The 16089-nt window shown below is 59.1% G+C and carries 14 protein-coding genes; 6 read left to right on the top strand and 8 right to left on the bottom strand.

What is annotated here, in order from left to right; all coding sequences use genetic code 11:
* Window positions 1–358: 358 nt before the first annotated feature.
* From P9292_RS18095 to P9292_RS18070, 6 genes are all read left to right on the top strand, one after another.
* Window positions 359–1393 carry a YadA-like family protein gene (locus P9292_RS18095; protein WP_309960468.1) on the top strand — a complete coding sequence of 345 codons (1035 nt, stop codon included), beginning with the start codon at window positions 359–361 and terminating at the stop codon, window positions 1391–1393.
* Window positions 1394–1538: 145 nt separating this feature from the next.
* A complete protein-coding gene (locus tag P9292_RS18090) occupies window positions 1539–2084 on the top strand; it encodes a fimbrial protein (RefSeq protein WP_250510015.1) in 546 nt (181 codons plus the stop codon).
* Between the two features lie 82 nt (window positions 2085–2166).
* On the top strand, window positions 2167–2910 hold the full coding sequence (locus P9292_RS18085) for a fimbria/pilus periplasmic chaperone (RefSeq protein WP_309960466.1): 744 nt from the start codon (window positions 2167–2169) through the stop codon (window positions 2908–2910).
* Window positions 2911–3129: 219 nt separating this feature from the next.
* A complete protein-coding gene (locus P9292_RS18080; RefSeq protein ID WP_309960464.1) occupies window positions 3130–5643 on the top strand; it encodes a fimbria/pilus outer membrane usher protein in 2514 nt (837 codons plus the stop codon).
* Window positions 5640–6761: a fimbrial protein gene (locus P9292_RS18075; RefSeq protein ID WP_309960462.1), complete on the top strand. Its 1122-nt coding sequence runs from the start codon at window positions 5640–5642 to the stop codon at window positions 6759–6761. Before P9292_RS18080 ends, P9292_RS18075 begins: the two co-directional genes overlap by 4 nt.
* A 106-nt stretch (window positions 6762–6867) precedes the next feature.
* Entirely contained in the window at window positions 6868–7008 is a 141-nt protein-coding gene (locus tag P9292_RS18070) for a hypothetical protein (RefSeq protein ID WP_250466940.1), read from the top strand.
* Window positions 7009–7111: 103 nt separating this feature from the next.
* On the opposite strand, the gene P9292_RS18065 is transcribed toward P9292_RS18070, so the two are convergent.
* Genes P9292_RS18065 through P9292_RS18030 form a run of 8 tightly spaced genes read right to left on the bottom strand, consistent with a single transcriptional unit; the run spans window position 7112 to window position 15970 of the window.
* Window positions 7112–8092 (bottom strand): UDP-glucuronic acid decarboxylase family protein, encoded by a 981-nt coding sequence (locus P9292_RS18065; RefSeq protein WP_250466942.1) that lies wholly within the window; start codon window positions 8090–8092, stop codon window positions 7112–7114.
* 21 nt (window positions 8093–8113) lie between these two features.
* The gene (locus P9292_RS18060; protein ID WP_309960460.1) at window positions 8114–9073 is read right to left on the bottom strand and encodes a glycosyltransferase family 4 protein; all 960 of its coding nucleotides are present in this window, start codon (window positions 9071–9073) and stop codon (window positions 8114–8116) included.
* Window positions 9060–10124: a glycosyltransferase family 9 protein gene (locus P9292_RS18055; protein WP_250466945.1), complete on the bottom strand. Its 1065-nt coding sequence runs from the start codon at window positions 10122–10124 to the stop codon at window positions 9060–9062. The genes P9292_RS18060 and P9292_RS18055 overlap by 14 nt, the downstream gene beginning before the upstream one ends.
* Window positions 10121–11188, bottom strand: coding sequence for a glycosyltransferase (locus P9292_RS18050; RefSeq protein ID WP_309960458.1), 1068 nt, complete (start codon window positions 11186–11188; stop codon window positions 10121–10123). Before P9292_RS18050 ends, P9292_RS18055 begins: the two co-directional genes overlap by 4 nt.
* On the bottom strand, window positions 11185–12930 hold the full coding sequence (locus tag P9292_RS18045) for a carbamoyltransferase C-terminal domain-containing protein (protein ID WP_309960455.1): 1746 nt from the start codon (window positions 12928–12930) through the stop codon (window positions 11185–11187). Before P9292_RS18045 ends, P9292_RS18050 begins: the two co-directional genes overlap by 4 nt.
* 12 nt (window positions 12931–12942) lie before the next feature.
* Complete coding sequence (gene waaF, locus P9292_RS18040) at window positions 12943–14127, bottom strand: lipopolysaccharide heptosyltransferase II (protein WP_309960452.1); 1185 nt, start codon at window positions 14125–14127, stop codon at window positions 12943–12945.
* Window positions 14103–14693 (bottom strand): HAD-IIIA family hydrolase, encoded by a 591-nt coding sequence (locus tag P9292_RS18035; protein ID WP_309960450.1) that lies wholly within the window; start codon window positions 14691–14693, stop codon window positions 14103–14105. The genes waaF and P9292_RS18035 overlap by 25 nt, the downstream gene beginning before the upstream one ends.
* Entirely contained in the window at window positions 14690–15970 is a 1281-nt protein-coding gene (locus tag P9292_RS18030) for a glycosyltransferase family 1 protein (RefSeq protein ID WP_309960448.1), read from the bottom strand. Before P9292_RS18030 ends, P9292_RS18035 begins: the two co-directional genes overlap by 4 nt.
* Window positions 15971–16089 lie beyond the last annotated feature (119 nt).

The raw sequence follows: 16089 nt of genomic DNA, 5'->3' as shown, positions 1-16089 counted from the left end.
TCGATTATTCGATTCTCCCAAGGTTAAGTTGCGCCGCGGGCCGCACGATTCATCATTCGCGCAACGCTTTGCGAATAGATCCGATGCGACGGCAAGCAACGAGCTGCTGGCTAATACGATGCATACGCGGCCTCAACATGCCGTCTTCTTCGCCGCCCCATTCGTGAGCAATGGGCTTGATAAAACCTCCGATTACGGCAAGGTAGTCGACACACGCATGACCGTGCGTTCGTCCACGCCTTTATCGCACGACGCATCAAAACGACGCGCGCCACCGGACAAGCTTGCGGGCCATGTGCAAAGATTTACTAAGCGGCGCGCCGCCCACGCGCGAGTTCATCAAGGCGTTGGGACACCGATGCATTCCAACCGAACGCGGCGGGTTGCACCGCGCGTCGCGCATCACGCTGCGGGTGCATGGAAGCATCATCACCACGCAGTCGTTTCGGGCAGCGACATGGTCACCGCGCGGGTTGATGACATCGCCGCGCACTTGGATCACACGCGGCACGACGCGCCGGAAACGTCGCTTTACGCACTGGGACAGCAGCGCGCTGCGCAGATGCCACAGATGACGCCAGCCTTGATGGCAGACGTCGCCAATGTCACCACGGCCGCAGCCCATCCCGCGAGTCGACTCATCGCCACCATGTTGAGAGCGGATGAACCGGAAATCGTTCTCGGCGATGTGGTGAGTCGTTCCCTGGATCGAAAGCCAACAGTACGTTTGGAGGAGGCCAGAAGCCCCATAACGAGTCTTGCCTCGCTGCCTGACTCAACGCCTCGGAATGCCGTAGATGTAAGCCATGCCGCGCAACGACCCGAACTGGCAGAAGGGCCACCCGCTGCAATGCGGGCATCGATTGGCTCTCCTTCGACCAAAAAGACGGCAACCGTAGCGGTGGGCAGCGATGCAATCGCCCTTGGCGCACATGCGAGCGCTCTCGGCGATTCCGCGATGGCAAGCGGCGAAAATGCCGTGGCAATAGGTGCGAATTCGCTAGCCGACCGGGATAACGCGGTGTCGGTCGGCAGCACGGGCCACGAGCGCCAGATCACGAACGTCGGGGCTGCAACGACGCGCACCGACGCAATCAACCTTGGACAACTCAACGACGCCATCGGCGGCGTGAACGGTCGTATCGACGATGTCGATCGCGCCGCGCGACGAGGTATTGCAGCGGCTTCAGCACTCAACATTGCCACGCCGTATTTGCCGGGGCGGACCACGTTCAATGCAGGCATGGCGAGCTATCGCGGTCAGGCGGCGCTCGGTATAGGCGTTTCAAGCTGGAATCGTAAAGGAACGGTGAACTATAACCTTGGCGTTTCTACAGCAGGCGGCAATAGCACCATCGTGCGCGTCGGTATGGGCATCGTACTAGGCGCGTGAGCGAAGAGGAACTGCGAATCTTTATAACATCGAGGAGGAGCCGGGGTTGGCCAGATGACCCAACGATCCATTCGGAATCGAACTGGCAGTTTATGTAGTACTACCAATATCGCAAGAAATTCAGGTTACGTGGAGAATTTATCAAATGAAGAAATCTGTTGTCGCAACGCTTTTCGCGGGTGTCTTTGCCGTGTTTACCGGCAGTGCTTTCGCATCTGACGGAACCATCACGTTCAACGGCGCGCTGACTGCCTCCACCTGCGCCATCAACGGCAATGGGACTTCGGCCAAGGACTTCACGGTCAAGCTGCCGACGATCTCGACCAGTACGCTGAAAGCCGCAGGCGAGACAGCCGGAACGACGTCCTATCAGATCGCTTTGACGGGATGCACCCCGGTGACGAGCTCCAGCAAGGCAGCGGTCTTCTACGAAGCCGGCACCTCGGTCGATCCCGCCGACGGCCGACTGACCGTCACGGCTGGCGGTGCCAGCAACGTCAAGATGCAGTTGTTGAACCTGGATGGCAGTCGAATCAAGGCGGGCTATTCGACCGATCTCCAAAACTCGAAGGCTGCCGACATCTCGTCCGGTTCGGCAACGCTTAGCTACAACGTTCAGTACTACGCAACTGGCGTAACCACCGCCGGTGCGGCCAACTCTTCTGTCGTTTATAGCATCGACTATCAGTAAAGCGACACGCGGGCCACGGAGATCGTCATGTCATCGCGGCCCGCCGTTCACTGCAACGTCTTGACGACGAGACACAACGCCAATGAAACTCGCGATAAAGATCCTCACGATTGCAACCCTGGGCACGGTGATGCTCGCGCGCACGCACGATGCTGAAGCATCGGTGGTTATTGCAGGAACTCGCGTCATCTATAACCAAAGCGACTCCGAGGTCACGGTCAAGTTGACGAACAACGGCAAGCTCCCTGGCCTGGTGAAGGTGTGGATCGACAATGGTAATCCGGACACCGCGCCGGACACCATCGAGGTTCCGTTCGCCATCACACCGTCCATCATGCGGATCGATCCGGACAAGTCTCAGACTTTGCGGATCATGTCATCAGGCGAGCCTTTGCCCGCGGATAGGGAATCGATCCTTTACTTGAACGTGCTGGAGGTTCCGCCCAAACCAACGGGCGATGAGGCGGACGCGAATCAGCTACAACTTGCGTTCCGCTCACGTATCAAGTTCTTCTATCGGCCAAGCGCACTGAAGGGTCAACCTGATAGCGCGTCCGGACAGGTCGTGTGGCAAATAAAGCCTGGCGACGCCGCCAACAAGATCGCGGCATTCAATCCCAGCCAGTACTTCGTCTCTTTCGATCGAATCACGCTAACCGACGGTGCGCGCACCGCCGTGTTCGATGAGGGCGGGATGGTTGGTCCAGGTGAGACCCGAGTCTTCGCGCTAACCAGCGACATTTTGGGTCCAGGCGCGAAGTTGCACTACACAGCAATCAACGATTACGGCGGACCACAAGAGGGTGAGGCCGACTTGCAGCCGTGAGCAGGAGATATCGAAGCTGCTGACACACAAACGGCAATGCGGTTTTGTAGCGAACCAAACGCCAATCATACAGACAGGACGCGTTGATGCAGGCCAGGTCTCATGCGTAAGGCTTGCCTCTGAGATGGAATTTCGGAATCCGTAATGAAAGCAAGAAAATATAAAAGCAATGAGCCTCAACCCAGGCTCAAGCCAATAAGTGTCTGTACGATACAGGCATTGGCGGCGATTGGTGTAAGCGCTCATGCGTGGGATGCATCCGCGCAAGTTGCAGCGGTCGAATTCAACGAGCAATTTCTCGACACGGGCGACGGCGGGAAAGTCGACATCTCTCGCTTCAACCAGGGACAGCGCGTATTGCCTGGCACCTATCGCTCCGACCTCTACGTGAACGATGTCTGGAAAGGCAAGCTCGATATCGAGCTACGCGAATCCACGCCCGGGACCGGGACAGTGCATCCGTGCGTCACGACCGGATGGCTCGAAAAGTCCGGCGTGGACTTGAGGAAGCTCTCGTCCGAGGCATCCGCAAGGCTAGAGAACGACAGCGGGGAATGCCTCGAACTTCCCGACTTGATACAGAACGCGACTGCAACGTTCGACAGCGGTGAACAGCGACTCGATGTAAGCGTGCCGCAGATCGTCATGCTCAAACGTGCGCGTGGCTATGTCGATCCGAAGTATTGGGATGATGGCGTGCCAGCCGCATTGCTTCAATATTCCGCAAACGCTTATCACAGCGAGTCGGGAAGCGCCCGAACCGACACGCAATACCTCGGTGTCAACGCCGGTCTCAACGCCGGACCGTGGCGCTTTCGCTATCAGGGAAACCTTACGCGCGGGAATCTCGGCGGGCAGCATTATCAAAGCGTGGAGACTTACGTACAGCGCGCGTTCAAGGACATCAAGAGCCAATTCATTGCAGGCGACACCTTCACCGACGGCGCGCTGTTCGACAGCTACGGCGTGCGAGGCGTGACGCTAGGCACGGATGACCGGATGGTTCCCGAGTCGCAGCGCGGCTATGCGCCAGTCGTTCGGGGCATTGCAAGCAGCAATGCGAAAGTGCAGATTCGCCAGAACGGCAACGTGATCTACGAGACGACGGTCGCGCCCGGTGCGTTCGAAATCGACGATCTCTACCCCACGGGCTATGGTGGAAATCTGGAGGTACTTGTTACGGAGGCGGACGGTACGACCCACGTTTCCTCGATTCCATATGCCGCTGCCGTCAACGCGCTGCGCCCCGGTGTAACACGCTATAGCGCGGCAATTGGCGAGTATCGCGACCCGGCCGTGAGAATTCATCCGTTCGTATCTCAGTTCACGGTTCAGCGCGGCATGAGTAACCGTGTGACGCTGTATGGCGGTATCACCGGTGCGGACATGTATTTCTCCGCGCTCGCCGGCGTGGCGCTCAATACAAAATTCGGCGCATTCGGGTTCGACGTGACGGAATCGAGCGCGAGCTTCAAGGGCTTCGGAACACGGAATGGGACGAGCGCTCGCCTAAGCTATGCCCGAATGTTCGAGCCGACCAACACCAACATTGCAATCGCGGCCTATCGATATTCGACTGGCGGTTTTCTGAGCCTGCCAGATGCGGCCACGACGCGTCAACTGATCAGCGATCATCAGCTCGGTTCGATGTCCGCTCCTCAAAAGTCGCGCTTGCAGTTCACGCTGAATCAAGGACTAGGCGATAGCGGACGCTTTGGCGCCATCTACGCGGTGGGCTCGCTCACGACATACTGGAACCGGACATCGCGCGATACGCAGTTTCAGCTCGGCTACAACAATAGCTGGAAGCGCCTGACCTACGGGGCGTCGGTCATCCGTCAATACCAGGTGGACAACAAGCGATGGGATAACCGCTTCATGTTGACGGCGATGGTGCCGCTCGGTTGGGGCTCGCACGCTCCTCAGTCTTCGACCAGCTTTCAGCACGACACCGGCAACGGCAACTCCAGCCTTCAGGAATCGGTGACGGGCACGCTTGGCTCGGACAGCGCGCTTTCATATGGCATGAATGCGTCGTTCAGTGATGGCGATCGAACGAGCGGCAATACCGCCAGCGTGGGTGGAAATCTAGGCTATGTATCGCCATTTTCCTCGCTGTCGGTCAACGCAAGCAAGGGACGCGACTACTCGCAATACGGCGCGGGCATTTCCGGTGGCGTGGTGGCCTGGAAAGGCGGCGCGGCATTCGCGCCAAACATGAGCGACACCGTCGCCGTCATCGAAGCGAAAGACGCGGCGGGCGCAAGGCTCGCGAATGGCGCAGGTCTTCGTGTTGATCAATGGGGACACGCCATCGTCTCCGGCGTGCAGCCTTATTCCGACAACGAGGTCGAGATCGATCCTAAAGGGCTACCGCTCAACGTGCAACTCAAGTCGACCGTACAACGCGCTACGCCGACTGCGGGCGCCGTGGTGAAACTCGAGTTCGACACTGAGAACACCGGCAAGCCCGCCCTGATGCATGTTCTTCAGGCAAGCGGCAAGCCGCTTCCGTTCGGCGCGCAAGTTTCGGATGGCAAGGACGACACCGTGGGCACCGTGGCGCAGGGCAGCCGCATCATTGCCACCGGACTCAAGAGCGATGAGGGAACGCTCAATGTCAAATGGGGAGACGCTCCAGAGCAGCGTTGCGTGGTTCGCTACGCGTTGCCAAAAATGCCGCTGGCCAGCACGCCTAATTCACTTAGCATAGCTGATGGAGTCTGCCGATGATCCTCGACAGATCACTTGAGATCATAACTTCGATGAACCGTTTAAACACAATCGTCCGTGCCGTTGCACGGCATGCAGCGGCCTGGCTTATGCTGGCCGGATTGATTCCTTCCGCCGCATGGGCCAGTGCGTCTTGCCATTCCAACTACAGCGCATTCACGCTTTCTTTTCCGTCTACGATAGCCGTGGCGCGCGACCTGCCCGACGGATCGCTTCTGAGTGCATGGTCCGTGTCTGCGGCCACCCCAAACTATTGGACCTGCACTGTGTCCGATGGCTGGTACACCGGCACCGATTTCGAGCTGGCAGGTATCGTCGCCGGTGCGCCAACCCGCTATAAAGCCTCCTACAATGGCGTCGAATTTTCGGTCTATGCGACTAATGTGCCTGGCATCGGGATCGCACTTGGAGGAACAGTCTATGCCGCTAAAACGCAATACGGCCCGTGGGACTTTCCGGTTCTAGGATACGAGAGAAACAATGTCGGTAGCCCGGTGGACAATGGCGGCCAGCTCATAGCGGCCCTCGTGAAGATCGGTGACGTTACCCCGGGTACAGTTTCCGGATTGATCGCGAGGGCCTTCTCGTGGGAGACCGCCGGGAAAAGTCCTCCTGGATACAACGCGGCTTCGGGTTCGATCGACTTCAACATGACGCCGGTGATCATCACCGTTCTGACATGCCGCACACCCGATGTAACGGTGCCAATGGGAACGCTAGCCCTGACGGACCTGCCGGCATTGGGACCCGCACCGCGCAAGTCGGCATCTTTCAATCTGAGCTTTGACAACTGTCCCGCAGGCACGTCCGTGGAGGGCACTTCGGCGGGCATGATCCATAGTGTTCAGTACCGGATCGATCCGGCGAATGGGACGGTGTCGGGCTTCAGCAATGTTGCGGCACTAAGCGGCACGCCTTCGGCAGGAGGCGTCGGCATTCAGCTATTCGACGGCGCGGGCGCGGCAATTCCGTTTGGAACGAACCTTACCTTGAATAGTTTCAACGGAGCATTCGCTTCGAGTCACACCGTCGCAATGACCGCACGTTATTACCGGACAGGTCCGTTATCCCCCGGTCCGGCCAACACGACAATGACAATGACCATGTACTACCAGTAGTAATGCGATCGACGTGAAGATGTGCGCTCCCCGACCTCGCGGAAGGGGTAGATCGGCTCACTTGCGGGCCACGTTCATTTACTTGTTTAACCGAAAGGAGTTTCAAATGGAATACATCAAGCGCGACGCCTTGGCTTACGCGTCGGTGGCCGGTGGCAGCGCGAAGGCGTCGAGTAGTTCGTCTGCGTCGACGAACGTGAGCATCGTAATCAGTGCACCGGTTCCACATGGCAACCAGAAGGGATGATGCATCAGCCCATCCGTAAAGCAGGCAAGACCTGCGTTTCGCTTGTCTTTAAAGCGAAGGCCGCCCTTGATTCTCTGAAAGCGGCCTTCGTCCTACCTCGCATTCAACTGGCGAACGTCGCCATCGTGCGTTGCGCCTCGGTGATCTGGCGGAAGTACCGCGCCGTACGCTGCAAGCCTTCATCGAGTTCTGTCACGGGTTGCCAGTCGAGCAGCGTGCGCGCCTGCGTGATATCCGGTTGACGATGCCACGGATCATCCATCGGCAATGGATGAAACACGATCTCGGAACTCGAACCCGTCAACGCGATGATGCGTTTGGCAATGTCCAGCATCGAAAGTTCGTGCGGGTTGCCTAGATTGACTGGACCCGTGACGTCATCGGGCGTGTTCATGAGGCGGATGAAGGCGTCGACCATATCGTCGACATAACAGAAGGAGCGTGTCTGCGTGCCTTCGCCATAAACGGTGATCGGCTCGTTGGCGAGCGCCTGCATCATGAAGTTGGACACCACGCGGCCATCGGCGGGATGCATGCGCGGCCCATACGTATTGAAGATTCTCGCGATCTTGATGTTGAGGCCATGCTGCCGCCGATAATCCATGAAGAGTGTTTCGGCGCAACGCTTGCCTTCGTCATAGCAAGAACGCGGACCGATAGGATTTACATTGCCCCAATAGGCTTCTTGTTGCGGATGCACACGTGCGTCACCGTACACTTCACTCGTCGATGCCTGAAAGATGCGCGCCTTCACACGCTTGGCGAGACCCAACATGTTGATCGCGCCATGCACGCTCGTCTTCGTGGTCTGAACGGGATCGTACTGGTAATGAATGGGCGAAGCGGGGCATGCGAGGTTATAGATCTGGTCCACTTCCACATAGAGCGGAAACGTCACGTCGTGGCGCATTAGTTCGAAATTCGCGCTGTCCAGCAGATGCGCGATGTTGTCCTTCGTGCCGGTATAAAAATTGTCGACGCACAAGACATCGTGTCCTTGAGCGAGCAGGCGTTCACATAGATGCGAGCCGAGAAAGCCCGCACCTCCCGTGACCAGAATGCGCTTGCGAAAGGCTTCCTTCATGGATGTTCTCTAAAATGATGTTTAGCTGCAGACGTGACGCAGCGTGGCTTCCCACTCGGCTGCGAAGCGATCGATATGAAAGCGTTCCAACGCCACCTTGCGTGCACCTTCACCGAGCCGGCGGGCCTCGGCGGGATCGCGTAGAAGGTGTTGCATGGCATCGATCAACTGGTCCGTATCGGTATGGATGAAGCCGCTCTCGCCGTTGCGAATGACGGTCGCAAGCTCGGTCGTCGCGAGGCCGACAATAGGCATGCCTATCGTCATCGCCTCGACGATTGCGAGACCGAGGCTCGTCCAGCGAATCGGATTAAAAAAGAAACGGTATTGCGCGCTGAAAGACGCGAGATCAAGATTGCCGATCTCGCCGAGTCCTCCCGCTGCGTGAGCATCCATGCCGACTAGGTCGAGCGGCACACGCCGCGCGGCTTCGGTGAATACATCGTGACCGAGCCTGCGTCCACGCTGCTTCAGATGATTGATGATGACAATGCCGCGTTCTTTCTCGCCGCTATAGCGCACGCTGTCGGGCACCACAACACCATGTTCGATCACCTGCGTCGGCGTCTCGCCGCTGTCCCACATGAGGCGGTTGAAGTGGGTCACATGCACGAGCAGGGTGTCGCGGTCTTGCACCCAATGCCGCTGTTCGAAGGCATTTTCCTGCGGCGGATCATGCTCGATATAGACGCGCGGCAAGCGGCGTTGTGCGTTGCTCAAGAGGTTCAAGCGGTCGTCGTCCCAATGCGTGCGATGCTGAAAGAGCACGACATCGAAATCTTGCGAAGCCAATTCGTCATAAGGCACTTCGTGGACATTGCCGCCCCACGGCAAGACGCCGACCTTGCCCGCGTAGCCCGGAGTATGGCCGGGCTTCGTGACGAGATAGAAGTCGTGCTTCGCTTGACTCAAGTAGTACATGTAGTTGCCGTGCACGTGCCATGTCAGAACACGCAGGCGTCGGTTGTCAGCAGTGAGCATGGATCGGGGCCGTATGAAATCGAGGTTCGGGCAGCTGCGCATGTGCGACATCCAGTACCTGTGCAACACTGATATTCAGCGCGCATGGATGCCCATATGGGCAGTCGCGAAACGAGCAGGGACGACAGGACGGATAATCCGCCAGCACGCGATGACGTTCATGGTCGAGCGGCGCCCAGCGGCGCGTGTCGCTACCTGACGCGATGACGACGCTTTTCGTGCGCATTGCCGCCGCGATATGCGATATGCCGGTGTCGTTGCAGACAACGAGTTGCGCCTTCGCTACGAGCGCGGCGAGGCCGCCTAGCGATGTCTTTCCGGTCAGGTCGATTGCATCGCAGCCTTCCAGTGCCCGCGCTATATGCGACGTGATCGGCGCTTCTCCCGCGCTGCCAGTCAATGCGATCTGCCAACCCGCATGGGCAAGCGATAAAGCCACTTGCGCAAAGCGTTCGGCGGGCCAGCGGCGTGAAGGCAGTTGCGAACCCGCATGCACGAGCACGAGTCGCGTGGAATCGAGTTCATAAGCATCGAGCAATCCGGCGCACTCTCGGATGTCTTCGTCGCTCAATGGGATGTCGAGATCGGTATGGCTTGCATCGATACCGAGCGCATCCATCAGCGCGTTATAGCGTGCTATCTCGGGTAGCGTATCGGGCCAGGGAATGAAGACGCCTTCGCGCATCGCTTCATCAGGCTTCAGATAGCCGGCGTTCAAACGCGCGCCCATTCGTTCGACGATATCGTTCGCTACACCGCCGCTGCCATGCAGCTGAATCGCAAGATCGAAGCGGCGCTCCTGCATCGCGCTCCAGAATGACGGCAAACCCGCATCGGTTTCTTCCTGCTCGGGAAACCCGACAGCGCCGGGAAAGGGAACGAGTTCATCGATCAGCGAACGATAGCGCGTCACGAAACTGCTTGCCCACGGTAGCCCTATCAGCACGATATGCGCACGCGGATGAGCAGCTCGTAACGCGCGCAACGCGGGGACGCAGCAGAGCATGTCGCCAAGCTGCAAAGCCCTGAAAATAGCGATGCGTTCGATCATACGAACACCACGCGAAATTTGAAGGCGCCGTATAGCCGCCAGTAGATCGAGAGAAACGGAATCCACAGCGACGTCCACGCCATTTCGAGCACGTGCGATGGCGTAAGCGCTGTCTTCATCAGGCGCTTGACACAGAACCAACCGCTCATGGCGAGCCATGCAATTACGCAGGCAATGGCGAGCGAGTCGAAACGCAGTGCGTAAGCGACGATGGCCGCCACGACCACCGCGAGGATCATGTAATACAACACGGGCGGCGTGCTGCGTATGCGCGTTCTGAACAGCGCAGGATGCTTCTTGTAAAGCAACGCATCGAACTGACTCTTCTTCTGTTGCGACAAGCTCACGCCCCAACGTGCGGGGCGCACGGGGTGCAACACCATCGCATCGTGCGAACGGACGATATGCGCGCCGCTGCGCAGGAGTTGAAATTGCAGATCCGAATCTTCGCGCCACGCAGATGTAAAACGCGCATCGAATCCGCCTATACGGTCCATCGCGGAGCGCTTGACGAAGGTATTGGCCGTTGCGAACTCTGCGCTCGAAAGACCTGCCGCGTCCTGCTCGTAGTCGGTCGGCCGCGCGGGAAGCGGCACGACGATGCGTCCCGACACCGCATCCGCGCCGGCATCGAGCGCGGCGACGCCCGCACTTAGCCACTGCGCATCGGGGATAGTGTCGTCATCGGTGAATGCGATGAAACGTGACTGCGCCGCACGCCATCCCGCGTTGCGCGCACCCGCAGGCCCTTGCGTCGCGGTGACGGGAACATAGCGAATACGCGGACCGCGCGGCTCGGTTGTCTCGCATTCGCGCGCAAGCGCCATGACCTTGGCGCGCGTGGCATCATCGGGACCGTCGTCGCAGACGATGATCTCGTAACGCGATGCGCGCATGTCCTGCGCCATCACCGCGCGCAAGCATCGTTCGAGCATGTCGGGACGACGATAAGTCGGCACGACTACGCTCACGTCGTACGCGAACGATGATGGCGTTACCGCGCTCTCGCTCCTTTCGAAAGCGTCGGCGCCATCGAAGCTAAAGCCGCCGGAAACCGTGCTCATGCATGTGCTCCGGGTTTTTCGATTAAGAAAGAACCGATGACGAGCGCATCCAGCGGCGACGTCCAGAAAGATTCGAGCGCATCGCGCGGCGAGTTGACCATCGGTTCGCCACGCGTGTTGAACGACGTGTTGACGAGCACCGGTACGCCCGTGCGTGCCTTGAATGCGGCGAGCAGGTCGTAATAGAGCGGATGTTGCGAGCGGTTCACGGTCTGTACGCGCGCCGTGCCATCGATATGCGTCACGGCCGGAATCTTCGGCTTCATCTCTTCGCGCACGTCGAAGACGAAGAGCATGAAAGGCGCCACGCATGCATCGACGAACCAGTCGACCGCGTGTTCTTCCATGACCACCGGCGCAACAGGACGGAAGTCTTCACGATCCTTGATCTCGTTGAGCTTCGCTTGCATGGACGGATCGATCGGCGATGCAAGTATCGAACGTGCGCCGAGTGCGCGCGGTCCGAATTCCGTGCGGCCCTGATACCAACCGATCACGCGATTCCGCGCGAGCAGATCGGCTGTTTCGCCCGCGACGTTATCGAGCTTCCGATACGGCGCCTTGGCCCACTTGAGAAACTGTTCGACTTCGTTGTCGTCATAACGCGGGCCGAGATATGCGTGATCCATGCGCCATTTGCGGCTGCGGTCGCCTTGCTTCTCTCGTTCGCGATAGTCCGTCCAAAGCGCCGCGCCCAGCGCGGTACCGGCATCGCCGGCCGCAGGTTGCACCCAGATCTCTTCGAACGGGCCACGGTCGCGCAGACGCGCGTTCATCACGCAATTGAGTGCCACGCCGCCTGCCATCGCGAGCTTCGATAAACCAGTTCGCTCGTGCAACCACTTTGCCAATTCGAGCGCCGTGTCTTCGAGCACGACTTGCAACGAATGCGCGATATCGTAATGATGCTGATCGAGCGGACCGCCGCGCTCACGACGCCGACCGAAGCGTTCTTCCAGGCGCGGGGCATCGACGGTATAAGTGCCGTCATGCCGATATTTCACGATCTCGCGAAACTGGTCCACGTAAGCCGGCTTGCCGAACGAAGCCAGCGCCATGACCTTGTACTCGTCCGAGGAATGCAGAAAGCCCAGATAGTCGGTGACGGTCTCATACAGCAGCCCGAGCGAATGCGGCAGTTCCACCTGTTTGACGCGCTCGTACTGTCCGTTGACGAATTGCCCGAGACTCGTTGTTACGCCTTCACCGCGTCCGTCCATGGTAAGCACGGCGGTATCTTCGAAGGGCGCAGCGAGAAACGCGCTCGCTTCATGCGACAGATGATGATCGACGTGATGCCAGTCGAACCGCGGCGCGCGTCCGCCGCTTGCGAAACGCTTCTTCAGATGATGCGGCGCTCCATCCACCAATTGACCGCGCGCATTGACGATATAGCTTAAAAAAAGCGGGTCCCAAGGCGATTCGGATGGGTTGCCGCTCGAATGCTCGGACGGCATGAACGGCAACGCAATGCTCGCTTTAGGCTGCCGTGGCATGGCGGAAAGCAAATGCGGGTCGTATGAATAGGCGACATGATCGACATCCGCCAGTTCGATACCAGCCTCTTTGAGGCAATAGTCGATAGCGTCGAAGGGCAATTGCCATGTCGAAAACGGCACCGGACGCTTCGCATGCTTGACGTGCGTGAAGCGTTCGTCTTCCGCTGCCGCAACGACGACACCGTCCTTGATCAGCGCAGCCGCGCTGTCGTGATAGACCGCATTGATTCCGAGGGTGTACATGGAAAGCGAACCTTATGGATGGATCGAGAGAGGGGCGGCAGCGTCTGCGCGGGCATCGCAAAGCGACATGACAGCGTCGATTACTTCATCTACGCTCACGCCGAGGAGGCACAAATGATGTCCTTCGGGACAGATGCTGCGATAGCACCACCGGCACGGCACATCGTGATTGAGCACGCTATGCGGCGTCTGCCATGGCGTATGTTGCGGATTGGTGAGTGCATAGAGATCCACTACAGGCGTGCCGAGCGCAGAGGCAATATGAACGGGACCGCTATTGTTTGAAACAAGGACGCGTGCGTGCTTCACGAGAGCGGCCAGTTCGCCGAGGTCGAGTGCGCCCGACAGGTCGCTGATGCCGCCGTGACCGCCGCTTACCTCGCGACACAATTCCGCTTCGCTTGCCGAGCCCGTGACGACGACTGGCCAGCCCGTGCGCGCGTTGAGCGCTTGCGCGACCTCCGCGAAGCGGTCCGGCGGATAACGACGCGATGCTGCCGTTGCACCTGGATGCATCATGAAAAAAGGCCCATGAAGATCGATACCGCGCGCATCGAGCTTCTGCGCAAGCGATGCCTCATCGCCGTCGCGAACCGTGAAGCGCATGCGTCTGTCATCGGCGCGTGCGCCTACCTGAGCGACCAACGCAAGCTGACGCTCGACCTCGTGACGTGTGCCGTTCTGCGGTTCAGTTTCGGCGACCCAGTCGGTGAGCAAACCGTAGGGATTCTCGCGGCAATGCGCCAACCTTCGAGGGATACCCGCAAGATGACAAAACATTGCGGCAGGCAAAGGATTCTGGCTATAGACCGTGAAGATCACGGCGGCATCGAAGCCGAGCGTTCGAATGCGTTCGAGCATTGCAAGATCGCGACTCGCGTCGATGGGCGTGTGATGCTTGACCCACGGCGCGTCATACTCGATCACGTCATCGATATCTTCGATGAAGCGCGCGGCCATCGCACCCGAACGCGAAGCAAGCAAGCTCAGATGCCGTCCGGGATACGCATGTTTGAGAGCGTGCAGAGCAGGCGTCGTCATCAGCACGTCGCCTAGATTGTCGGTACGTACGCAGAGGATGCGCTTGACGTTCTCGCCCCAGACGCCTTGCGGACGCGACTCCGGTGCGCGCGCGTGAGGCGCGATGGCGACGACAGGGATTCGCTCGCGCTTCACGCTGCAAGCTCCCCATGCCATGCCGCTTCGATCATGCGCGCTGCTTCGTGCATGTCTTTCGCAATGGCGTCGGGCTCGCGCAGTGGGCCACGCTGCCATAACGTTTCGTTGCCATTGTCTATAAGCACGGCGCGGCAACCTGCACGATGACCCGCTTCGACATCGTCGAGTATGTCTCCGACGAACCAGCTTCGTGCAAGATCAAGACCGAGGTCACGCGCCGCGCGTTCGATCATGCCGGGCGCTGGCTTGCGGCATTCGCATATTTTCCGGTATTTCGCCACCGTTCCTCGTGGATGGTGCGGGCAGAAGTACACGCCAGCGAGTCGCGCGCCTGCGCGCGCCGCAAATTCATGCAGCGTGCGTTCGACATCGACGAGCGCCGCTTCATCGAACTTGCCAAGCGCCACGCCGCTTTGATTGCTGATGACGACGACCGGTACGTCCATGCGTGCGAAGAGCGCGAGTGCATTGACGGCGCCAGGTTCAAGACGCATCTTCAGCGGGTCGACGTTGTAAGGCACATCGTCGAGCAAGGTGCCGTCCTTATCCAGAAACACGGCAGGGCGAAGGAGTCTCGGCTTCATGCGGAAGCGCCACCGTAAGCACTGCGCTCATCGAGCACGGTGTTCGAAAATTCCACTTCCGCCACGCGCGCATAGACGCGTTCGAGCGCTTGCGCGACGCCGGTCCATGTGAACATCGAACGCGCACGTTCCAACCCCGCCGCGCCCATGCTTTCGGCGAGCGCGGGATCGCGCTTGAGCATGGCAAGCGCGACCGCCAGTGCATGCGGGTCTTTCGGCGGAACGAGCAGGCCAGTCTCTTGATGAGCGACCGAGTAGCGAATGCCGCCCACATCCGCGCCGATTACAGGCGTGCCACAGGCCATGGCCTCGAGCGGGGTAATGCCGAAGGGCTCGTACCAAGGCGTCGTGACGAAGACATCCGCCGCGTTATAAAACTCCTTCAAACGCTGGCGTCCATGACGTCCGAGAAAATTGACGCGGTCTTCCACGCCGCATTCGCGGGCTATTCCGCGCAGTCTGCCGATTTCCGGTGTCGCGATTTCGTTGGCCTCATCCGAGTTGCCGCCGATCACGTAAAGATGCGCGTCTTCGTTCAACTCGCGATTGCACACGCCAATCCCGCGCACGACATTATCGATCCCCTTGCGCGGCACCATGCGCCCGAGTTGCAATGCAATGAACTTGTCCTGCGGCCAGCCGAGCCGCTCGCGCGCTTCCTGCTTGTTGATCGGATGAAACTCCGCGCTGTCGAAGCCGCATGGCACGAGGTCGATCCGCTGACGCTCCGCCTGATAGAGCGCGATGAGATCGGCAGCATCTTGCGGACATTCGGCGATAACGGAATCCGACTCGCGAACGAGCGCATCTTCTATGTCGAAGCGCTCGTCGGGAAAGCCATCGCCTGCGCCTTGATGAATGCGTCGCACGCGACCGAGCGCGTGGAACGTGGTGACGAGCGGCGTGCCGAGCGCAGCCTTGATCTGCATGCCGACGAGTCCCGACATGAAAAAGTTTGCATGGACCACGTGATAGGGCGTTTCCTCTTTCTCGAAGAACCCGATCATGAAGCGCGCGAATTCGTCCATGAACGGAAGTAATTGCTCCTTGGGCAATTGCACGGGCGGCCCTGCCGGAACATTGATTACGCGAATTCCTTCGAAGCGCGAGACAAGCGGAAGTAAAGAACGATCGCGACGCGTGAACACATCGACTTCATGACCGCTGCGTGCAAGTTGCCGCGCTACGTGCGCGACATAGATGTTTTGTCCGCCGCTATCGACGCCGCCCGCCACTGCGAGTGGAGAAGCGTGTTCACTGATTAGTGCGATCTTCACTGTGCCCGTCCCCATCACGAAGGTCCAAAGTAGGCTCGTCGCGCTTGATCGTGCGAGTCCTTCGGAGTCGTGGAGTAAGAGCATTCGTTGTGCCACTGAAATGGAAATACGCAGAATCG

Origin of the sequence: Caballeronia sp. LZ001, assembly GCF_031450875.1 — a bacterium.
GTDB lineage: Bacteria > Pseudomonadota > Gammaproteobacteria > Burkholderiales > Burkholderiaceae > Caballeronia.
This window is presented reverse-complemented; position numbering and strand designations above follow the sequence as displayed.

Coding starts and splice junctions, on each gene's coding strand:
- P9292_RS18060 (WP_309960460.1), bottom strand. CDS start 9,073: ATGCTCACTGCTGACAACCGACGCCTGCGTGTTCTGACATGGCACGTG.
- P9292_RS18050 (WP_309960458.1), bottom strand. CDS start 11,188: ATGAGCACGGTTTCCGGCGGCTTTAGCTTCGATGGCGCCGACGCTTTC.
- P9292_RS18075 (WP_309960462.1), top strand. CDS start 5,640: ATGATCCTCGACAGATCACTTGAGATCATAACTTCGATGAACCGTTTA.
- P9292_RS18085 (WP_309960466.1), top strand. CDS start 2,167: ATGAAACTCGCGATAAAGATCCTCACGATTGCAACCCTGGGCACGGTG.
- P9292_RS18055 (WP_250466945.1), bottom strand. CDS start 10,124: ATGATCGAACGCATCGCTATTTTCAGGGCTTTGCAGCTTGGCGACATG.
- P9292_RS18045 (WP_309960455.1), bottom strand. CDS start 12,930: ATGTACACCCTCGGAATCAATGCGGTCTATCACGACAGCGCGGCTGCG.
- P9292_RS18070 (WP_250466940.1), top strand. CDS start 6,868: ATGGAATACATCAAGCGCGACGCCTTGGCTTACGCGTCGGTGGCCGGT.
- P9292_RS18035 (WP_309960450.1), bottom strand. CDS start 14,693: ATGAAGCCGAGACTCCTTCGCCCTGCCGTGTTTCTGGATAAGGACGGC.
- P9292_RS18095 (WP_309960468.1), top strand. CDS start 359: ATGCATTCCAACCGAACGCGGCGGGTTGCACCGCGCGTCGCGCATCAC.
- waaF (WP_309960452.1), bottom strand. CDS start 14,127: ATGGCATGGGGAGCTTGCAGCGTGAAGCGCGAGCGAATCCCTGTCGTC.
- P9292_RS18090 (WP_250510015.1), top strand. CDS start 1,539: ATGAAGAAATCTGTTGTCGCAACGCTTTTCGCGGGTGTCTTTGCCGTG.
- P9292_RS18065 (WP_250466942.1), bottom strand. CDS start 8,092: ATGAAGGAAGCCTTTCGCAAGCGCATTCTGGTCACGGGAGGTGCGGGC.